This is a genomic window from Pseudomonas sp. C5pp (assembly GCF_000814065.1).
Classification (GTDB): domain Bacteria; phylum Pseudomonadota; class Gammaproteobacteria; order Pseudomonadales; family Pseudomonadaceae; genus Aquipseudomonas; species Aquipseudomonas asiatica.
On the sequence record NZ_JWLN01000036.1, the window covers coordinates 19,707 to 36,440 of the forward strand.

General features: G+C 65.4%; 12 protein-coding genes and 1 riboswitch. Of the genes, 6 read left to right on the forward strand and 6 right to left on the reverse strand.

The window, feature by feature from the left end:
- Positions 1 to 3: 3 nt before the first annotated feature.
- Entirely contained in the window at positions 4 to 1,590 is a 1,587-nt protein-coding gene (locus RR51_RS23705) for an ABC-F family ATPase (RefSeq protein ID WP_013972511.1), read from the forward strand.
- A gap of 409 nt (positions 1,591 to 1,999) precedes the next feature.
- The gene (locus tag RR51_RS23710; protein ID WP_039614865.1) at positions 2,000 to 3,193 is read left to right on the forward strand and encodes an MFS transporter; all 1,194 of its coding nucleotides are present in this window, start codon (positions 2,000 to 2,002) and stop codon (positions 3,191 to 3,193) included.
- On the opposite strand, the gene RR51_RS23715 is transcribed toward RR51_RS23710, so the two are convergent.
- Positions 3,155 to 4,201, reverse strand: a complete 1,047-nt coding sequence (locus tag RR51_RS23715) for an alpha/beta hydrolase family protein (protein WP_039614866.1) — start codon at positions 4,199 to 4,201, stop codon at positions 3,155 to 3,157. The two genes, RR51_RS23710 and RR51_RS23715, sit on opposite strands and share 39 nt — an antisense overlap.
- Before the next feature lie 200 nt (positions 4,202 to 4,401).
- Between RR51_RS23715 and yghU the strand changes: the two genes are divergently transcribed.
- Positions 4,402 to 5,244 carry a glutathione-dependent disulfide-bond oxidoreductase gene (gene yghU / locus RR51_RS23720; protein ID WP_013972508.1) on the forward strand — a complete coding sequence of 281 codons (843 nt, stop codon included), beginning with the start codon at positions 4,402 to 4,404 and terminating at the stop codon, positions 5,242 to 5,244.
- A gap of 123 nt (positions 5,245 to 5,367) precedes the next feature.
- Here yghU and RR51_RS23725 read toward each other — a convergent pair whose 3' ends face one another.
- Entirely contained in the window at positions 5,368 to 6,693 is a 1,326-nt protein-coding gene (locus RR51_RS23725; protein ID WP_039614867.1) for a sigma-54 dependent transcriptional regulator, read from the reverse strand.
- Positions 6,694 to 7,035: 342 nt separating this feature from the next.
- Between RR51_RS23725 and RR51_RS23730 the strand changes: the two genes are divergently transcribed.
- Positions 7,036 to 7,302, forward strand: coding sequence for a hypothetical protein (locus RR51_RS23730; RefSeq protein ID WP_013972506.1), 267 nt, complete (start codon positions 7,036 to 7,038; stop codon positions 7,300 to 7,302).
- 108 nt (positions 7,303 to 7,410) lie between these two features.
- Here RR51_RS23730 and RR51_RS23735 read toward each other — a convergent pair whose 3' ends face one another.
- The 4 genes from RR51_RS23735 to cobW all read right to left on the reverse strand — a co-directional run bounded on the left by RR51_RS23735 (position 7,411) and on the right by cobW (position 13,935).
- Positions 7,411 to 7,977: a vWA domain-containing protein gene (locus RR51_RS23735; protein ID WP_013972505.1), complete on the reverse strand. Its 567-nt coding sequence runs from the start codon at positions 7,975 to 7,977 to the stop codon at positions 7,411 to 7,413.
- A gap of 101 nt (positions 7,978 to 8,078) precedes the next feature.
- Complete coding sequence (locus tag RR51_RS23740) at positions 8,079 to 9,101, reverse strand: ATP-binding protein (RefSeq protein ID WP_039614868.1); 1,023 nt, start codon at positions 9,099 to 9,101, stop codon at positions 8,079 to 8,081.
- Position 9,102: 1 nt separating this feature from the next.
- Positions 9,103 to 12,864, reverse strand: coding sequence for a cobaltochelatase subunit CobN (cobN, locus tag RR51_RS23745; RefSeq protein WP_039614869.1), 3,762 nt, complete (start codon positions 12,862 to 12,864; stop codon positions 9,103 to 9,105).
- Between the two features lie 3 nt (positions 12,865 to 12,867).
- Positions 12,868 to 13,935, reverse strand: a complete 1,068-nt coding sequence (gene cobW, locus RR51_RS23750) for a cobalamin biosynthesis protein CobW (RefSeq protein ID WP_039614870.1) — start codon at positions 13,933 to 13,935, stop codon at positions 12,868 to 12,870.
- Between the two features lie 100 nt (positions 13,936 to 14,035).
- Positions 14,036 to 14,248: riboswitch (cobalamin riboswitch) on the reverse strand.
- Positions 14,249 to 14,347: 99 nt separating this feature from the next.
- Between cobW and RR51_RS23755 the strand changes: the two genes are divergently transcribed.
- Positions 14,348 to 14,707 (forward strand): hypothetical protein, encoded by a 360-nt coding sequence (locus RR51_RS23755; protein ID WP_039614892.1) that lies wholly within the window; start codon positions 14,348 to 14,350, stop codon positions 14,705 to 14,707.
- Positions 14,708 to 15,032: 325 nt separating this feature from the next.
- Entirely contained in the window at positions 15,033 to 16,610 is a 1,578-nt protein-coding gene (locus tag RR51_RS23760; RefSeq protein WP_039614871.1) for an ATP-binding cassette domain-containing protein, read from the forward strand.
- The last annotated feature ends 124 nt before the right edge of the window (positions 16,611 to 16,734 follow it).

Sequence of the window (16,734 nt, forward strand, 5' to 3'; positions counted from 1 at the left end):
CCTTTGATCTCCACCGCCAACATCACCATGCAGTTCGGCTCCAAGCCGCTGTTCGAAAACGTTTCCGTCAAATTCAACAACGGCAACCGCTACGGCCTGATCGGCGCCAACGGTTGCGGCAAGTCGACCTTCATGAAGATCCTCGGCGGTGACCTGGAGCCGTCCGGCGGCCAGGTCATGCTCGAGCCGAACACGCGCCTGGGCAAGCTGCGCCAGGACCAGTTCGCCTATGAGGAATTCACCGTGATCGACACGGTGATCATGGGCCACGGCCAACTGTGGAAGGTCAAGGCCGAGCGCGATCGTATCTACTCGCTGCCGGAAATGACCGAGGAAGACGGCATGGCCGTCGCCGAACTGGAAACCGAATTCGCCGAGATGGACGGCTACACCGCCGAATCACGCGCCGGTGAACTGCTGCTGGGCCTGGGTATTCCGCTGGAACAGCACTTCGGCCCGATGAGCGAGGTGGCTCCGGGCTGGAAGCTGCGTGTCCTGCTGGCCCAGGCGCTGTTCTCGGACCCGGACGTACTGCTGCTCGACGAGCCGACCAACCACCTGGACATCAACACCATCCGCTGGCTGGAAAACATCCTCACCGCGCGCAACAGCACCATGGTGATCATTTCCCACGACCGGCACTTCCTCAACAGTGTCTGCACCCACATGGCCGACCTGGACTACGGCGAGCTGCGCGTGTTCCCGGGCAACTACGACGAATACATGACCGCTGCCACCCAGGCCCGCGAGCAGCTGCTGTCGGACAACGCCAAGAAGAAAGCCCAGATCGCCGAACTGCAGACCTTCGTCAGCCGCTTCTCGGCCAACGCCTCCAAGGCCAAGCAGGCCACCTCGCGGGCCAAGCAGATCGACAAGATCCAGCTGGCCGAGGTCAAGCCGTCGAGCCGGGTGAGCCCGTTCATCCGCTTCGAGCAGACCAAGAAACTGCACCGCCAGGCTGTTACCGTCGAAAAAATGGCCAAGGCCTTCGACGACAAGGTGCTGTTCAAGGACCTGGGCTTTACCATCGAGGCTGGCGAGCGCGTGGCGATCATCGGCCCCAACGGTATCGGCAAGACCACCCTGCTGCGCACCCTGGTCGGTGAAATGACCCCGGACAAGGGTGAAGTGAAGTGGACCGACAGCGCCGAAGTGGGCTACTACGCCCAGGACCACGCCCACGACTTCGAAGACGACATGACCCTGTTCGACTGGATGGGCCAGTGGACTTCCGGTGAGCAGGTAATCCGCGGCACCCTCGGGCGCATGCTGTTCTCCAACGACGAGATCCTCAAGTCGGTGAAGGTGATTTCCGGTGGTGAGCAAGGCCGCATGCTGTTCGGCAAGCTGATCCTGCAGAAGCCGAACGTGCTGGTGATGGACGAGCCGACCAACCACCTGGACATGGAATCGATCGAGGCGCTGAACCTGGCGCTGGAGAACTACCCGGGCACCCTGCTGTTCGTCAGCCATGACCGTGAGTTCGTGTCTTCGCTGGCCACGCGCATCATCGAGCTGTCGGCTGATGGTGTGGTGGACTTCAGCGGTACCTACGACGATTACCTGCGTAGCCAGGGTGTGCTGGTCTGATTGATGGGGCGGTCTGGCCATCTTGTATGGCTGGGCCGGCCTCTTCGCGGGTAAACCCGCTCCCACAGGGGCTGCGTAGCACTTGAGGCCTATGCAAATCCTGTGGGAGCTGGCGAGCCCGCGAATGACGATTACCTGCGTAGCCAGGGTGTGCTGGTCTGATTGATGCGGCGGCCTGGCCATCTTGTATGGCTGGGCCGGCCTCTTCGCGGGCACGCCCGCTCCCACAGGGACTGCACAGGCCTTGAATTCTGTGCAGTCACTGTGGGAGCGGGCGAGCCCGCGAAGAATTCACCGCCGATCCCACGAGCTGGCACTGCCCGACGAATAATTCGTTAGCCTGCTTTCATTTCCTTCGCGCAACGGCCATGATGGGGCCACGCCCAACCGCCCGCCCGCGAACGAGCCCATGACCGCGCAACAACCCGCCCCCGCCAGTAACACGCTGCAAATCACCCTGCAGATCCTGTCGATCGTTTTCTACACCTTCATCGCCTTCCTCTGCATCGGCCTGCCGATCGCCGTGCTGCCCAGCCATGTGCACGACCAGCTGGGGTTTGGCGCGGTGGTCGCCGGGCTGACCATTGGCCTGCAATACCTGGCCACGCTACTCAGCCGCCCGTTTGCCGGGCGCGTGGCCGATACCCTGGGGGGCAAGCAGGCCATTCGCTTCGGCTTGCTGGGGATTGCCGGCTGCGGGGTGTTGACCCTGCTCTCGGCCTGGACCCTGACGCTACCGCTGCTGAGCCTGGCGCTGTTGCTCGGCGGGCGCCTGCTGCTGGGCATCGCCCAAGGGCTGATCGGCGTGGCCACGCTGAGCTGGGGCATCAGCCAGGTCGGGCCCGAACACACCGCCAGGGTGATTTCGTGGAACGGTATCGCCTCCTATGGCGCCATCGCCATTGGTGCCCCCTTGGGTGTACTGGCCGTCGACGGGCTGGACTTCAGCGTGCTGGGGCCGGCATTGCTGGTGCTGGCGGTATCTGCCCTGCTGGTACTGCGCAAGCGGCCGGACGTGGTGGTGGTGCGTGGCGAGCGCCTGCCCTTCTGGTCGGCCTTCGGCCGGGTCGCACCGTGCGGTCTGGGCCTGACCCTTGCCTCTATCGGCTACGGTACCCTGACCACCTTCGTCACCCTGTATTACCTGGAGCGCGGCTGGGTGGGCGCAGCCTGGTGCCTGAGTGCCTTTGGCGTGTGTTTCATCATTTCCCGGCTGCTGTTCGTCAATGCGGTCAACCGCTTTGGTGGCTACAACGTGGCGGTCGCGTGCATGGCCACCGAAGTGCTCGGCCTGAGCCTGCTGTGGCTGGCATCGTCGCCGCCGTGGGCGCTGATCGGTGCCGGGCTTACCGGTTTCGGGCTATCGCTGGTGTACCCGGCGCTGGGGGTTGAAGCGATCAAGCAGGTACCCAGCAGCAGCCGTGGTGCAGGGCTGGGGGCCTACGCCGTGTTCTTCGACATGGCCCTGGCCATCGCCGGGCCGGTGATGGGCGCAGTGGCCGCACATCTAGGCTATGCCTCGATCTTCTGTGTGGCCGCCCTGCTCGCCCTGGCCGGTGTCGGCCTAACGCTGTTGCTGGCGCGGCGCGCCACTCGCGGCTGAACGCTCGGCCGGCTCCGGCGCGCCCAACGCCTGGCTGAAGAACACCGCGGCTTCCTGCTGCAGGGAATGGTGGATGTGCCGACGATCCACACCTGCGGCGTCGTTGCACAGCGCCGGCATCCGCACGGACTGCTCGGCATCGCAATGGGCCATGAACACGAAGTGCCCGGCGCCGGCCAGCAGGCGATAGTCCGGTGTGACCGGCAACTTGCGGGCCAGGGCTTCGGCATTGCGGTCCACCGCCACCAGCTGGTCGCTGTCGCCACTGTAGATCAGCGCCGGCACCTGCACCCCGGCCAGGGCATGGCGCCCAAACAGCAGGCTGAGCGGCGCCATGAGCATCACGGCCCCCACCCGCTGGTCGGCCTCTGGCACCAGCTCGCTGCGGTCGGCAATCAGTACACCGTGGGTCTTGCAGGCGTCGGCGTCGTCAGGGCGCTCCAGGCAGTACTTGCGCAGGCGGTCCAGGTCCGGGCGCGCGCCTGAGAGGATCAAGGCAGTTTCACCACCGGCCGAGTAGCCGATCACCCCAACCTTGCCACCGTTCAGGTAAGGCCCCAGCAACGCATCATCGCGGGCGGCCGTAATTGCGGCACTCACTTGCAGCGGCCGGCCGTACAGGTTGCTCAGGGTGCCCAGGCGGCTGTGGTCGCGGGCGTTGTCGCCGGGGTGCACCACCGCCACCACGATAAAACCCTGGCGCGCCAGCGACGTTGCCAGGTAGTGCAAGGCCAGCGGGCTGCCGGTATTGCCGTGGGACAGCACCAGCAATGGGAACTGGCCCAATGCTACCGGCGCCTCTTCACTCACGTCGACCGGGTAGCCGTCTATCCGGCTGCTGCGGGTCTTGCCAATGGCCGGGTAGAACGCCAGCGCCTGCATGGGCCGGGCGTCGACCGGGTCGGCCAACGTCATGTGATGCAGGCCGACAACCCAGGGTGCGGCCTCGGCATGGGCCAGAAGGCTACCGAGCAGGGCCAGCGCCAGCACGCAGCGAGAAAGAGTCATCGGCCGGCGGTTCCTTGCAGGGCGAAGAGATAGCCCAGCATAGAACCGGCCTGGGCTGCACAGGATGAAACCTGAATGAAACCGAAGTCATGCACTTCACGCCCGCGCCCTATGCATTTGCGCTTTTCGTCGAACCCGTGGCATAGATGCAGGTCCACGTCTCTACGTGACCGTTTCGCGCCATTTAAGGAGATTCACGCATGAGCAAGCCCGCCTACGTGCCACCCAAGGTCTGGCGCAACGACGCCGCGTCCGGTGGCCAGTTCGCCAGCATCAACCGCCCGGTTGCCGGCCCGACTCACGACAAGGACCTGCCCCAGGGCAAGCACCCGCTGCAGCTGTACTCCCTGGCCACGCCCAATGGCGTGAAGGTCACTATCGCCCTCGAAGAGCTGCTTGCCCTGGGCCATCTTGGGGCCGAGTACGATGCCTGGTTGATCCGCATTGGCGAGGGCGACCAATTCTCCAGCGGCTTTGTCCAGGTAAACCCCAACTCGAAGATCCCTGCCCTGCTCGACCGCAGCGTCGAGCCGCCGGTGCGGGTGTTCGAGTCGGGTTCGATCCTGCTGTACCTGGCGGAAAAGTTCGGTGCCTTGCTGCCGAAAGCGCCAGCTGCACGCACCGAAAGCCTGAACTGGCTGTTCTGGCAAATGGGCGCGGCGCCATACCTGGGCGGCGGCTTTGGCCACTTCTATGTGTATGCGCCAGAAAAGTTCGAGTACGCGATCAACCGCTTCACCATGGAAGCCAAGCGTCAGCTGGATGTGCTCGACCGGCGCCTGGCCGAAAGCCGCTACCTGGGCGGCGAGGAATACAGCATCGCCGACATTGCCGTGTGGCCTTGGTATGGCCAGCTGGTACGCGGCAACCTGTATGGCGCGGCGGAGTTCCTGGCGGTGGACGAGTACAAGCATGTGCAGCGCTGGGCCGAGGAGATTGCCTTGCGCCCGGCGGTGCAGCGTGGCACACGGGTGAACCGGACCTGGGGGGATGAGGCCAGCCAGGTGCCGGAGCGGCATGCAGCGGCAGACCTGGACGAATAACACGGCCTCTTGTGGGAGCGGGTTTACCCGCGAATACCGGCGTAGCCCGGTGCCATCCACCGCAGCGCCTGCTTCGCGGGCATGCCTGCTCCCAAAGGCTCGAGCACAGCCGAGGGCTGCTGCTCAGCGAATCTGGTGCTTGTGCAGCAACCGATAGAAAGTCGGCCGCGATATACCTAGCACCTTGGCCGCCACACTCATGTTGTCACTGTGCCGGCTGAGTACATCGCACAGCGCCTGGCGCTCGGCTTGGTGCTTGTACTCTTCCAGCGTGCCCAGCGGTTGCTGTACCTGGTCCAGGGGCTGCAACCCAAGGTCCTGTGCCTCGATTTGCCGGCCTTCTGCGAGCACCAGCCCGCGCCTTACCCGGTTGGCCAACTCGCGGACATTGCCCGGCCAGTCATGCCGGCCCATGGCCGCCAGGGCATGCTCGCTGAACGAGCGCGGTCGACGCCCGGTTTCAAGGCTGTAGAAATGGGCAAAATGACTGGCCAGCATCGACAGGTCGCCATGCCGGTCTCGCAATGGTGCGGTCACTACCTGCAACACGTTCAGGCGGTAATACAGGTCTTCGCGAAAGCGCCCTTGCTCGATGGCCCTTTCCAGGTCCACATGGGTAGCCGCCAGCACCCTGACATCGACCGGGATCGGCTGGCTGCCCCCCACGCGCTCGATGTGCTTTTCTTGCAGAAAGCGCAGCAGGTTGGCCTGCAACTCCAGCGGCAAATCGCCAATTTCGTCGAGAAACAGCGTGCCACCATTAGCCGCTTCGATGCGCCCGGCCTTGCGCTGATGAGCACCCGTGAAAGCGCCCTTTTCATGGCCGAACAGTTCCGACTGGATCAGGTGCTCGGGGATTGCCCCGCAGTTGATGGCAATGAACGGTTGCTCGCTGCGTTGCGACTGGCGATGCAGGGTGCGGGCCACCAGTTCCTTGCCGGTGCCGCTTTCACCACAGATCAGCACGGGCGATTCAGTGGGCGCCAGCTTGCCCAGCAGCTTGCGCAGTTCGCGGATCGGGCGGCTATCACCGAGCAGTTCGTGGCTTGTTTCATCCACCCTCGCCATCCCTTTGCCGCGCAGGCGCGCCATACCGAAGGCCCGGCCCAGCGTGACCTGAACGCGGGAAACGTCGAACGGCAAGGTGTGGAAGTCAAAGAACCATTCACAAACAAAATCGCCGACGGCCGGCATGCGCAATTGTTCGGCGCTGAGCACGGCAATCCATTCGGTGTTGCTGCGTTTGATCAAGTCCTTGACCCCGTCCGGGCGCCTCAGGTGCGACGCCTGCAAGCGCAACAGGCCCACATCGCAAGGGTGATCCAACGCGGCGCCGAGCATGCAGCTGTGCACATCCCAGCCTGCGCTGCGCAATCCGGGTAACAAACGATGGCAGTCATCGCAGGGGTCGACGATGAGCAAACGGCGTTGGGCGGCAGGCTGCTGCATGACCAATCCTTGGCGCCAGTTTTCAGTTTTTTGAAATAAAACAGTAAGTTGTGGCGCCCGATTAACAGTAGCAACTAAGTTGACGGTTCCCAGTACCGTCTGTCTGCCGAATCATTTTTTTACAATGCGTGACGGGAATTTTCGCACTTTATCGACATCACATGGCGGCATGGGCAAGAACGGATTCGACCCTGGCAAAATTTTTTACAACCAATGTGTGACTCGCCCCCGGACAACGAGCATCAGTACACATAACCCCGCGCTGCACTTCGCGATAACCGAGGCGACTTCGAAGCAACGCGGACTTTAACTGGATGTTTGGGACCATAGAGAGACCGAACCATGAATGCCCCGCTCCGTGTCAACGAAGCACTGCTGATTGCCGACCACGCCTTCGAACCCTTCCAGTGCGTAGCCTGGGATGCACCCAACGGTACTGGTGAACTGAGCCTGGCAGTGATCGACCGGACCAGCACCCGCATCGGCAGCAAGCAAGTGTCTTCGCGCATCTATTCCGACCCGGCCCAGTGGGCCAGCCTGATCGAGGAAGTGCGCGCCGAACTGTGCGAAAAAGGTTACGACCTGCAGCCGTGGTCAATGCCGAAATAATATCGGCCGGCAAACCAAGTGCGTGCGTCGCCACGCACTTGTACAACTTCCGGGTTGCTGTTCTGGCAACTTTTTCTTATTGCGGCATAGTGTCGCACCGGTGCTTTTTCAATCCACCAACCTGAACTGTTGCAGGTGCTGGTAATCCGCCTGAAGTTGCTGCGCCAGGCGCTGCGCACGGCCCAGGCGCACCGGCGCCAGTTCCATGTCCACCAACAGAGTGGCGCAAGGCATCGGCTGCACGGTATTCCAGTGTTGCAGGCGACCGTCGGTGAACACCAGGCAGCGTAACGCTTCTTCGGGGTGGGCCCGCTGCCGATCCTGCAACCAGTGCCGAGCTTGCTCCAGTGCAGCGATCAACGGCGTGCCACCACCAGCTCCCAAGGCTTGTAGCCACGGTTGCAAGGCGGCCGAGGCCTTCAGGCCGTGGCGCTGCCACTGAGGTGAGCGCCCGCTGGCGGTAAGCAGGGCCAACCGGGCACGTTGGCGGTAGGCTTGGTCGAACAGCGCCGCCAGCAGCCCTTTGGTTTGCGCCAACGCCTGGTGGCGACGGGTCGAGGCCGAAGCATCGACGATTACCAGCCACAGTTCTGCGGGCCTGGCCTGGCGTTGCTGCCAGCACAGGTCCTGGCGCTGGCGGGGCCGGCCCTTGAGCAGGGTCGGCAGCCAGGCCACCCGCCCGGCCGCAGCACTGCGCGCCCGGCCTCGGCTGGCACCGTATTGCTTACCTGCGCCTGCTTTGGCATCCGCCCCTTTGGCAGGTGACTGGGGGATGCTCAGGGCTTTTTTGCCCAGTTCGGCACCTCGCGGCGCGCGCCGCTGGCCACAGGCTGCGCCGGCATTGCGCCCCAGTCGCCCTGCCCGCCCTGTTCGCCAGGGTTGCCCGCGTCTTGTCGACCGGGTTGCTGTTCAGGCTGGCGCGGCGCCGCAGGCGGGTTGGCCTGGGGCGAAACGCGGCGGCGATGGCGCAAGGCGAACTCGGCCACTGCATCGACATCGGCCTCCTCGATGGCCTCGCCACCACGCCACGCACAGTGGGCGCGTGCGGCGCGCAGCCAGACCAGATCGGCGCGCAGCCCGTCGACCCCAGCGGCGTAGCAGCGTTCGGTAATCCAGGCCAGCGCCTGGTCGTCCAGGGCAATGCCGGCCAGGGCCTGACGCGCCGCCTGGCAGCGCTCGCGCAATTGCGCCTGGGCCTCGGCCCATTGCGCGCAAAAGGCCTGCGGGTCGCTGTCGAAGGCCAGACGGCGGCGAATGATCTGTTGGCGCGCCTCAGGTTCGGGCAAGCCTTCCAGGGCCACATTGAGGCCAAAGCGGTCGAGCAACTGCGGGCGCAGTTCGCCCTCCTCCGGGTTCATGGTGCCGATCAGTACGAAGCGGGCACTGTGCCGGTGCGAGATGCCGTCGCGCTCGATACGGTTGGTGCCACTGGCCGCCACATCGAGCAACAGGTCGACGAGCGTGTCGGGCAGCAGGTTCACCTCATCGACGTACAGCACGCCACCATCGGCCTGGGCCAGTACCCCTGGGGAGAACTGCGCCTTGCCCTGCCCCAGTGCGGCATCCAGGTCGAGGGTGCCGACCAGCCGCTCTTCGCTGGCGCCCAGTGGCAGGGTCACGAACGGGCCCTCACCGAGCAGGTCGGCCAAGCCACGGGCCAGGGTACTCTTGGCCATGCCACGTGGCCCCTCGATCAGCACGCCGCCGATCTTCGGGTCGATTGCGGTCAGGCACAGCGCCAGTTTCAGGTCATCGGCACCGACCACGGCTGCCAGTGGAAATTGCACGGGTTCACTCATTTCAAGCCTGTTCCTCGCCGTCGAGCAGTTGTTCCTCGAGGGCTTCGCGGTAGTCACCCGGTGCCTGCCACAGACCGCGCTGCTGGGCCTCCAGCAAACGCTCGGTAAGGTCGCGCAGGGCCTCGGGGTTGTGCTCGCGCATGAAGTCGCGGGTCGCCGGGTCGAGCACGTAGGCATCGGCCAGCGCCTGGTAATGATGGTCGTCGATCAGCTGCGTGGTGGCGTCGAAGGCGAACAGGTTGTCGACCGTCGCCGCCATCTCGAAGGCGCCTTTGTAGCCGTGGCGCTTGGCCCCGTCGATCCATTTCGGGTTCAGCGCCCGGGCGCGGATGACCCGGTTCAGCTCTTCCTTGAGGGTACGGATGCGCGGCCGGTCGGCCTGGCTATGGTCGCCGTGATAACTGGCAACTGCCGCACCGGACAAGGTTTCCGACGCCGCCAGCATGCCACCCTGGAACTGGTAATAGTCGTTGGAATCGAGCAGGTCGTGTTCGTGGTTGTCCTGGTTCTGCAGCACCGCCTGCACCTTGGCCAGGCGCTGGGCGAACTGTGCTCGGGCCGGGGTTCCGTCGTCGCTGGCGCCGTAGGCATAGCCGCCGTGGTTGAGGTAGACCTCGGCCAGGTCGTCGCGGCTGTGCCACAGGCGCCCGTCGATGGCGTTCTGCACCCCGGCGCCGTAGGCCCCGGGCTTGGCACCGAACACCCGCCAGCCAGCCTGGCGCGCAGCCTGCTCGGCGTCCACGCCCCGCGCCTGCAGCGCGGCGCGCTCGCTACGCACGCGGGCGGCCAGGGGGTTGAGATCGTCGGGCTCGTCCAGCGCGGCCACCGCCTGCACTGCGGCATCGAACAGGCGGATGAGGTTGCCGAAGGCATCACGGAAAAAGCCGGAAACGCGCAAGGTCACGTCCACCCGCGGGCGGTCGAGCAGGCTGAGCGGCAGGATCTCGAAATCGTCTACCCGCTGGCTCCCCGTGGCCCACACCGGACGCACGCCCATCAGCGCCATGGCCTGGGCGATGTCATCACCGCCGGTACGCATGGTTGCCGTGCCCCACACCGAAAGACCGAGCTGGCGCAGGTGATCGCCGTGGTCCTGCAGATGGCGCTCCAGGATCAGGTTGGCGGAGGCGAAGCCCAGGCGCCAGGCGGTGGTGGTGGGCAGGTTGCGCACGTCCACGGTATAGAAGTTGCGACCGGTGGGCAGCACGTCCAGGCGACCACGACTGGGTGCGCCACTGGGGCCGGCGGGCACGAAACGCCCGGCCAGCGCCGCCAGCAGGCCATCCATTTCGGCGCTGCCGCAGGCGTCCAGGCTGGGTGCCACCGATTCTCGCAGCGTCCGTACCACATCGTGCACCGGCTGCCATTCGCTCTGGGCAGGTAAATGCACGGTGCCGCACAGCGCCTGGTCGATCAACTGCAGCGCCAACAGTTCGAGGCGTTCGCGGGTATCGCCACAGGTGCGCCAAGGCTCGCTGCTCATGGCCTGCAGTTGTTCCGGACGTGGCCCTTGCCACGGCTGGCCAAGTTCGCAATCGAGCGGATCGAAGCCTGGCACCAGCGCCTTGGCCAGGGCCCGTAACAGGCTGGCATTGCCACCGCGACCGTCGCCACGCTCGACCCGTAACAGCGCCAGCAAGGTATCCAGCCGCAGCCGGCCTTCCGGGGACTGGCCGAACACATGCAGGCCATCGCGAATCTGCGATTCCTTCAGGTCGCACAGGTAGGTATCCAGGCGTGGCAGCCACACGGCGGCATCGTCCAGTTGGCCTTCCAGCTGCAGTTCGCGGTCGATGTGGTTGGCTTTGACCAGTTCGAGAATGTCGCGCTGCAACTCGCGGGCGCGCCGCGGGTCGAGCAGCTGCGCTTCGTAGAACTCGTCGGCCAATTGCTCCAGGTGGCGCAACGGGCCATAGGTTTCGGCACGGGTCAGCGGCGGCATCAGGTGGTCGATGATCACCGCCTGGGTGCGGCGCTTGGCCTGGGCGCCCTCGCCCGGGTCGTTGACGATGAACGGATAGATGTTCGGCAGCGGGCCGAGCAAGGCGTCCGGCCAGCACTGCGCCGACAACCCGACGCCCTTGCCGGGCAGCCATTCTAGGTTGCCGTGCTTGCCGACATGGATCACCGCGTCGGCGGCAAAGGCGTGGCGCAACCAGAAGTGAAATGCCAGGTAGCCGTGCGGTGGCACCAGGTCCGGGTCGTGGTACACCGCGCTGGGGTCCACCTGGTAACCGCGCGCCGGCTGGATGCCGACAAAGGTCAAGCCAAAGCGCAGGCCGGCCACCATCAGCCGGCCACTGCGGTACATCGGGTCCTGCTGCGGCGGCCCCCAGCGTTCCAGCACGGCCTGGCGGTTTGCCTCTGGCAGGCGCTCGAAGGCGGCCTGGTAGTCGGCCAGGCTCAGGCTCTGCGCGCAGGGGCGCAGGTCCAGCTGGTCGAGGTCGTTGGTCACGCCACCGAGCAACTGATGGATCAGCTGCGTGCCGCTGCCCGGCAAGTCGGCCAGCGGATAGCCTTCGGCCTGCAGGGCCTTGAGTATGTTCAGCGCGGCCGCTGGCGTGTCCAGGCCAACGCCGTTGCCAATGCGGCCATCCCGGGTCGGGTAGTTGGCCAGCACCAGGGCCACGCGCTTTTGCGCATTAGGCAGGCGCGCCAGTTCGACCCAGCGGCGGGCCAGTTCGGCGACAAAATCCATGCGCTCGGGGTGGGCGCGGTAGCAGACCACATCGGACTGGCTGCGCTCGCTGCGCCAGGCCATGTCCTTGAAACTGACCGGGCGGGTGATGATGCGCCCGTCCAGTTCTGGCAAGGCAATGTGCATGGCCAGGTCACGCGCCCCCAGGCCCTGCTCGCTGGCTTCCCAGCCGGGCTGGTTGTCTTGCGCGCAGATGGCCTGCAGCACCGGGATGTCGCGACGGAACGGGCGCAGGTTTGGGCGTTCCGGGCTGGACAGGGCAAAGCCGGTGGTGTTGAGCAGCACCTCGGCACCTACTTCGTCCAACCAGGCTTCGACCTGCTCCAGGCAGGCGCTTTCCTTGAGGCTGGCCACGGCGATCGGCAATGGGTTGAGCCCGGCCGCCTGCAGGCGCTGGCAGAACACATCGATGAACGCGGTATTGGCCGCCTGCAGGTGCGAGCGGTAGAACAACAGTGGCGCCACCGGCTGTTCGGGATGCCACTGGGAGTACCAATCCTCCAGCGTGGCGCTGCCCTTGGCCGGGTGATACACGGCAGTGCGCGGCAGCGGCTGCGGCTCGTCCCAGGCATAGTCGCGGCCCAGCCACTGGCTGGCCAGGCAGTTGAACAGGTTGATGGCATTGGCCTTGCCGCCCTGGCGCAAGTAGTGCCAAAGGCGTTCGGCCTGCTCGCCGCGGACACTGCCCAAGCTGGTCAGCTCCGGGTCCGGGCGGTCGTCACCCGGCACCAGGATCAGCTGCACGCCACGGCCGGCCAGCTCGACCAACTGCTCGACGCCATAGCGCCAGTAGCCGACGCCACCGTGCAGCGACACCAGGATGACCTTGGCATGGCGCAGTACCTGGTCGACGTACAGGTCGACCGAGGCATGGTTCTGTACCTGCATCGGGTTGGCCAGGCGCAGGCTGGGGTAATCCTCGGGCAATTGCTCGGCGGTATCGGCGAGCAATGCCAGGTGCGAATCGCCGCTGCAGAGAATCACCAGCTCGGCGGGCGTCTGGCCGAGGTCGGCAATGCTGTCATCCGGCACGAAGCCGCCGGGCTGGGTCCGCAGCAGGTGCATGGGTCAGGCGTCCAGTGCCTGGCGCAGGCGCGCTTCCAGCTGGGCGGCGTCAAGGTCCTGGCCAATCAGCACCAGGCGGGTGATGCGCGGTTCGTCGGCGCGCCAGGCGCGGTCGAAGTGCTTGTCGAAACGGGTGCCCACGCCTTGCACCAGCAGGCGCATCGGTTTGCCCGGGATGGCAGCGAAGCCTTTGGCGCGCAGGATGCCGAACTCCACCACCAGCTGGGTCAGGGCATCGAGCAGCAGGCTTTCGTCGGCTTCGGGCAGGTCGATGGAGATGGAGTCGAAGGCGTCGTGGTCATGATCGTCATGGTCATCACCGTGATGGTGCGAATCATGGTGGGTACGGCGACCATCGATGTGCGCCTCGGACTCGGCGCCCACACCCAGCAGCACCTCCAGCGGCAGCTTGCCGCTGCTGGCCTCGACCACCTTGACCGCCGGAGGCAGTTCTTCGGCCACCTCGGTGCGGACCTTGGCCAGGCCTTCGGCGTCGATCAGGTCGGCCTTGTTCAGCACCACCAGGTCGGCACTGGCCAACTGGTCGGCGAACAGTTCGTGCAGTGGCGACTCGTGGTCCAGGTTGGGGTCGAGCTTGCGCTGGGCATCGACCTGGTCCGGGTAGGCGGCGAAGGTGCCGGCGGCCACAGCAGGGCTGTCGACCACAGTGATCACCGCGTCGACGGTGCAGGCATTGCGGATTTCTGGCCACTGGAAGGCTTGCACCAGCGGTTTGGGCAGCGCCAGGCCGCTGGTTTCGATGAGGATATGGTCCAGGTCGCCACGGCGTGCCACCAACTCGCGCATCACCGGGAAGAACTCTTCCTGCACGGTGCAGCACAGGCAGCCGTTGGCCAGCTCGTAGACGCGGCCGGTGGCTTCTTCCTCGGAGCAACCGATGCTGCACTGCTTGAGGATTTCGCCGTCGATGCCCAGCTCGCCGAACTCGTTGACGATTACCGCAATGCGGCGGCCCTGGGCGTTGTCGAGCATGTGGCGCAGCAAGGTAGTCTTGCCCGAGCCGAGGAAGCCGGTGACGATGGTGACGGGGAGCTTGGCCAGTGTTTTCATGTCGCATTGCCCTTGGCAGATTGGCGCGGGCATGCAGGACGACAGCCGCAGGCCAGGCCGGCCGGGCTTGTTCGCCACCGGATCACCCCGCCCGGTTGAAAGTCGAAAACGTGACGAGGCAGGTCTCCTGGCTCGCACCGTTCCATGTGCCCGCTGGTGCAGCGGTCTGGCGGGATGACGCCTTCCCGCGCGCGGGCGCAGTGGCTGTGTCGATCCGTTGTCGGTGCTTACAGTTGCGGGGGCAGCCGCGGCTTGTACCGCGTTCCCGTCTTAGCTTCGGCCTGGCCGAAGAACCTCGAAGTGGCAAGGCTACGCAGTGGCTGGCGGGTGGTCAACCATTGCTGTCGGGCTGGCCGACAACAAGTGGCGCAACTGCGTTACAGTGGTGGCTTTGAGCAGCGAGGCCCCCCCGGTGAAACCCCTGAACAAGCGCGATATGGCACGCCTGGAGCGTGAACTGGTGGTTTGCCTGACCGAAGCCTGCGAAACCGCCAAGGCGGAGATCGTCGGTTTCAGCTGGCTTACCCATCGTCTCGCGCCCGAGGACTTTCCGGCCAGCCTGCGTATTACCTGGGTGTTCGAGCGAGAGGCCGACAAGGCCGCCGCCGTGGCGGGCGACGCGAAGGTGCGCATGCTGGCACTGACAGGCCTTGCGCTGGAGCAGGCCGGCATTCAGCTGGATCATCCGGCCTGGCATGTGCGGTTTGACAGTGAAGAGGCCTGCCGGCAGAGCCACGGGGGTGACTGGGGCAAGCGCTTGATGGGGCGCTGAACCAGGGGCATGCGCGGTCCTACAGGTCCAGTGCACGCCTTAAGGGCGATGCCGACCATGTGGGAGCGGGTTTACCCGCGAACGCGGGCGAAGCCCGTGCCATCCACCGCGTCGCCTGTTTCGTGGGTGAACCCGCTCCTACAGGGCACGCGGCGCACTCGCGGAATCTGTTTTCCCGCGACAACGATGCCTCTATCCGTTAGGCTACGCATTCCCCTGTCACGAGGTGTTCGTCCAATGCGCCATTGATGCCGCCGTCCCTTCGACGGCCTGTCTTCAGCCTCCGGTTCGCTCCGGAGATGTCGCGGCATTTGTGGAGTAGTGCATGACGAACACGTCGATCCTGACGCTGGACAGCGTCTCCTTGGCCTTGCCTGACGGCAGGCTGTTATTTACCAACCTCAGCGAAACCTTCGACCAACGCCGCACCGGCCTGGTCGGGCGCAACGGTGTGGGCAAGAGCCTGCTCGGGCAGGTACTTGCCGGCCAGCGCGAACCAAGCAGCGGCCAGTGTCGGCGCCTTGGGCACATCCATCTTCTGGACCAGCAGGTGATCGAGCGCAGCGCCACGGTCGCCGACCTGGCCCAGGTGGGCGCGGTGCTCGCTGCGCTGGAGCGCATCGAGCAAGGCAGCGTCGCCCCCAGTGACTTCGACACCGTCGGCGAACGCTGGGATATCCGCGAGCAATTGCAGGGGCACCTGCAACGCCACGGCCTGGGCCAGCTCGACTGGCACCAGCCCGCCCACAGCCTGAGCGGTGGCCAGGCCATGCGCGTGGCGCTGGTCGGCGCCTGGCTCAGCGAAGCGGACTACCTGATCCTCGACGAACCGAGCAATCACCTGGACAGCACCGCCCGCGCCCAACTGCTGAGCATGATCGAAGCCTGGGACCGGGGCTTGCTGGTGATCAGCCATGATCGCAAACTGCTCGCGCACATGACGCGCATCGTCGAATTGTCCAGCCTGGGCTTGCAGGCCTATGGCGGCAACTACAGCTTCTATTCGGCCCAGAAAGCCAGCCAGACGGCGCTGGCCCAACAGCAACTTGCCCGGCTGAAACAGGAGCAGCAACGCCAGGCGCGCGAACTGCAGCGCCAGCGCGAAGACCTGGAACGTCATCAAGCCCGCGCCGGGCGCAACGCCAGGCACGCCAACCAGGCCAAGATCCTGGTCGACCGCCAGCAGGAACGCAGCCAGGCCACTGCGGGCAAGCAGTGCCGCGACCATCGCGACGTCCGGCAGGCGCTGCAGGGCAAAGTGCGTGACGCCGCTCGCGAAGTCGAGCAGGACTGCGCCATTACCCTGCATGCACCCACGCCGCAGCGTCATCCGGGCCGCGAAGTGCTGGCCTTGCAGGCGCTGCACCTACCCCGCGGCACGCGCAAACCATTGAACCTGCGCTTGTGCCTGGGCCAGCGGGTGGGCCTGGTCGGCGCCAATGGCAGTGGCAAGTCCACCTTGCTCAAGCTGATGAACGGCGAGTTGCCAGCACCGCCCGACAGCCTGCGCCTCAGTGGTGAAACCGCCCTGCTCGACCAGCACTGCAGCGCACTACCAGGCCATACCAGCGTGCTCGACCACCTGCACCAGGCAAACCCGACACTGGCCCAAGGCGACTTGCGCAGCCGCCTGGCGCAACTTGGCCTGGATGCGGCCCGCATCGAACTGCCCAGCGGCCTGCTCAGCGGCGGTGAACGAATGAAGGCAGCACTGGCCGCCGTGCTGTACCGCGAACGGCCGCTCGACCTGTTGCTGCTGGACGAACCAGGCAACCACCTGGACCTGCCGTCGCTGGCCGCACTGGAACACATGCTCGGGCAGTTTCGCGGGGCGCTGGTGGTGGCGTCCCACGACCAGGTACTGCTCGACCGGCTGGCGCTGGACGAGTACCTGCACCTGTAGAAGCCGCAATAAATGCATTGCAGGCTATCAATTCGTGACTGGCCGTTCCCGATCTGCCACGGATGTATTATGGTGGCGTGGTGCGCATATAACAGCAGCCCGAGCAATCGGGCACTTGCAAGAC

Excerpts from the sequence above, each read along its gene's own strand:
- RR51_RS23710 (WP_039614865.1), top strand. The coding sequence starts at position 2,000 with ATGACCGCGCAACAACCCGCCCCCGCCAGTAACACGCTGCAAATCACC.
- RR51_RS23715 (WP_039614866.1), bottom strand. The coding sequence starts at position 4,201 with ATGACTCTTTCTCGCTGCGTGCTGGCGCTGGCCCTGCTCGGTAGCCTT.
- yghU (WP_013972508.1), top strand. The coding sequence starts at position 4,402 with ATGAGCAAGCCCGCCTACGTGCCACCCAAGGTCTGGCGCAACGACGCC.
- RR51_RS23725 (WP_039614867.1), bottom strand. The coding sequence starts at position 6,693 with ATGCAGCAGCCTGCCGCCCAACGCCGTTTGCTCATCGTCGACCCCTGC.
- RR51_RS23730 (WP_013972506.1), top strand. The coding sequence starts at position 7,036 with ATGAATGCCCCGCTCCGTGTCAACGAAGCACTGCTGATTGCCGACCAC.
- RR51_RS23740 (WP_039614868.1), bottom strand. The coding sequence starts at position 9,101 with ATGAGTGAACCCGTGCAATTTCCACTGGCAGCCGTGGTCGGTGCCGAT.
- cobN (WP_039614869.1), bottom strand. The coding sequence starts at position 12,864 with ATGCACCTGCTGCGGACCCAGCCCGGCGGCTTCGTGCCGGATGACAGC.
- cobW (WP_039614870.1), bottom strand. The coding sequence starts at position 13,935 with ATGAAAACACTGGCCAAGCTCCCCGTCACCATCGTCACCGGCTTCCTC.
- RR51_RS23760 (WP_039614871.1), top strand. The coding sequence starts at position 15,033 with ATGACGAACACGTCGATCCTGACGCTGGACAGCGTCTCCTTGGCCTTG.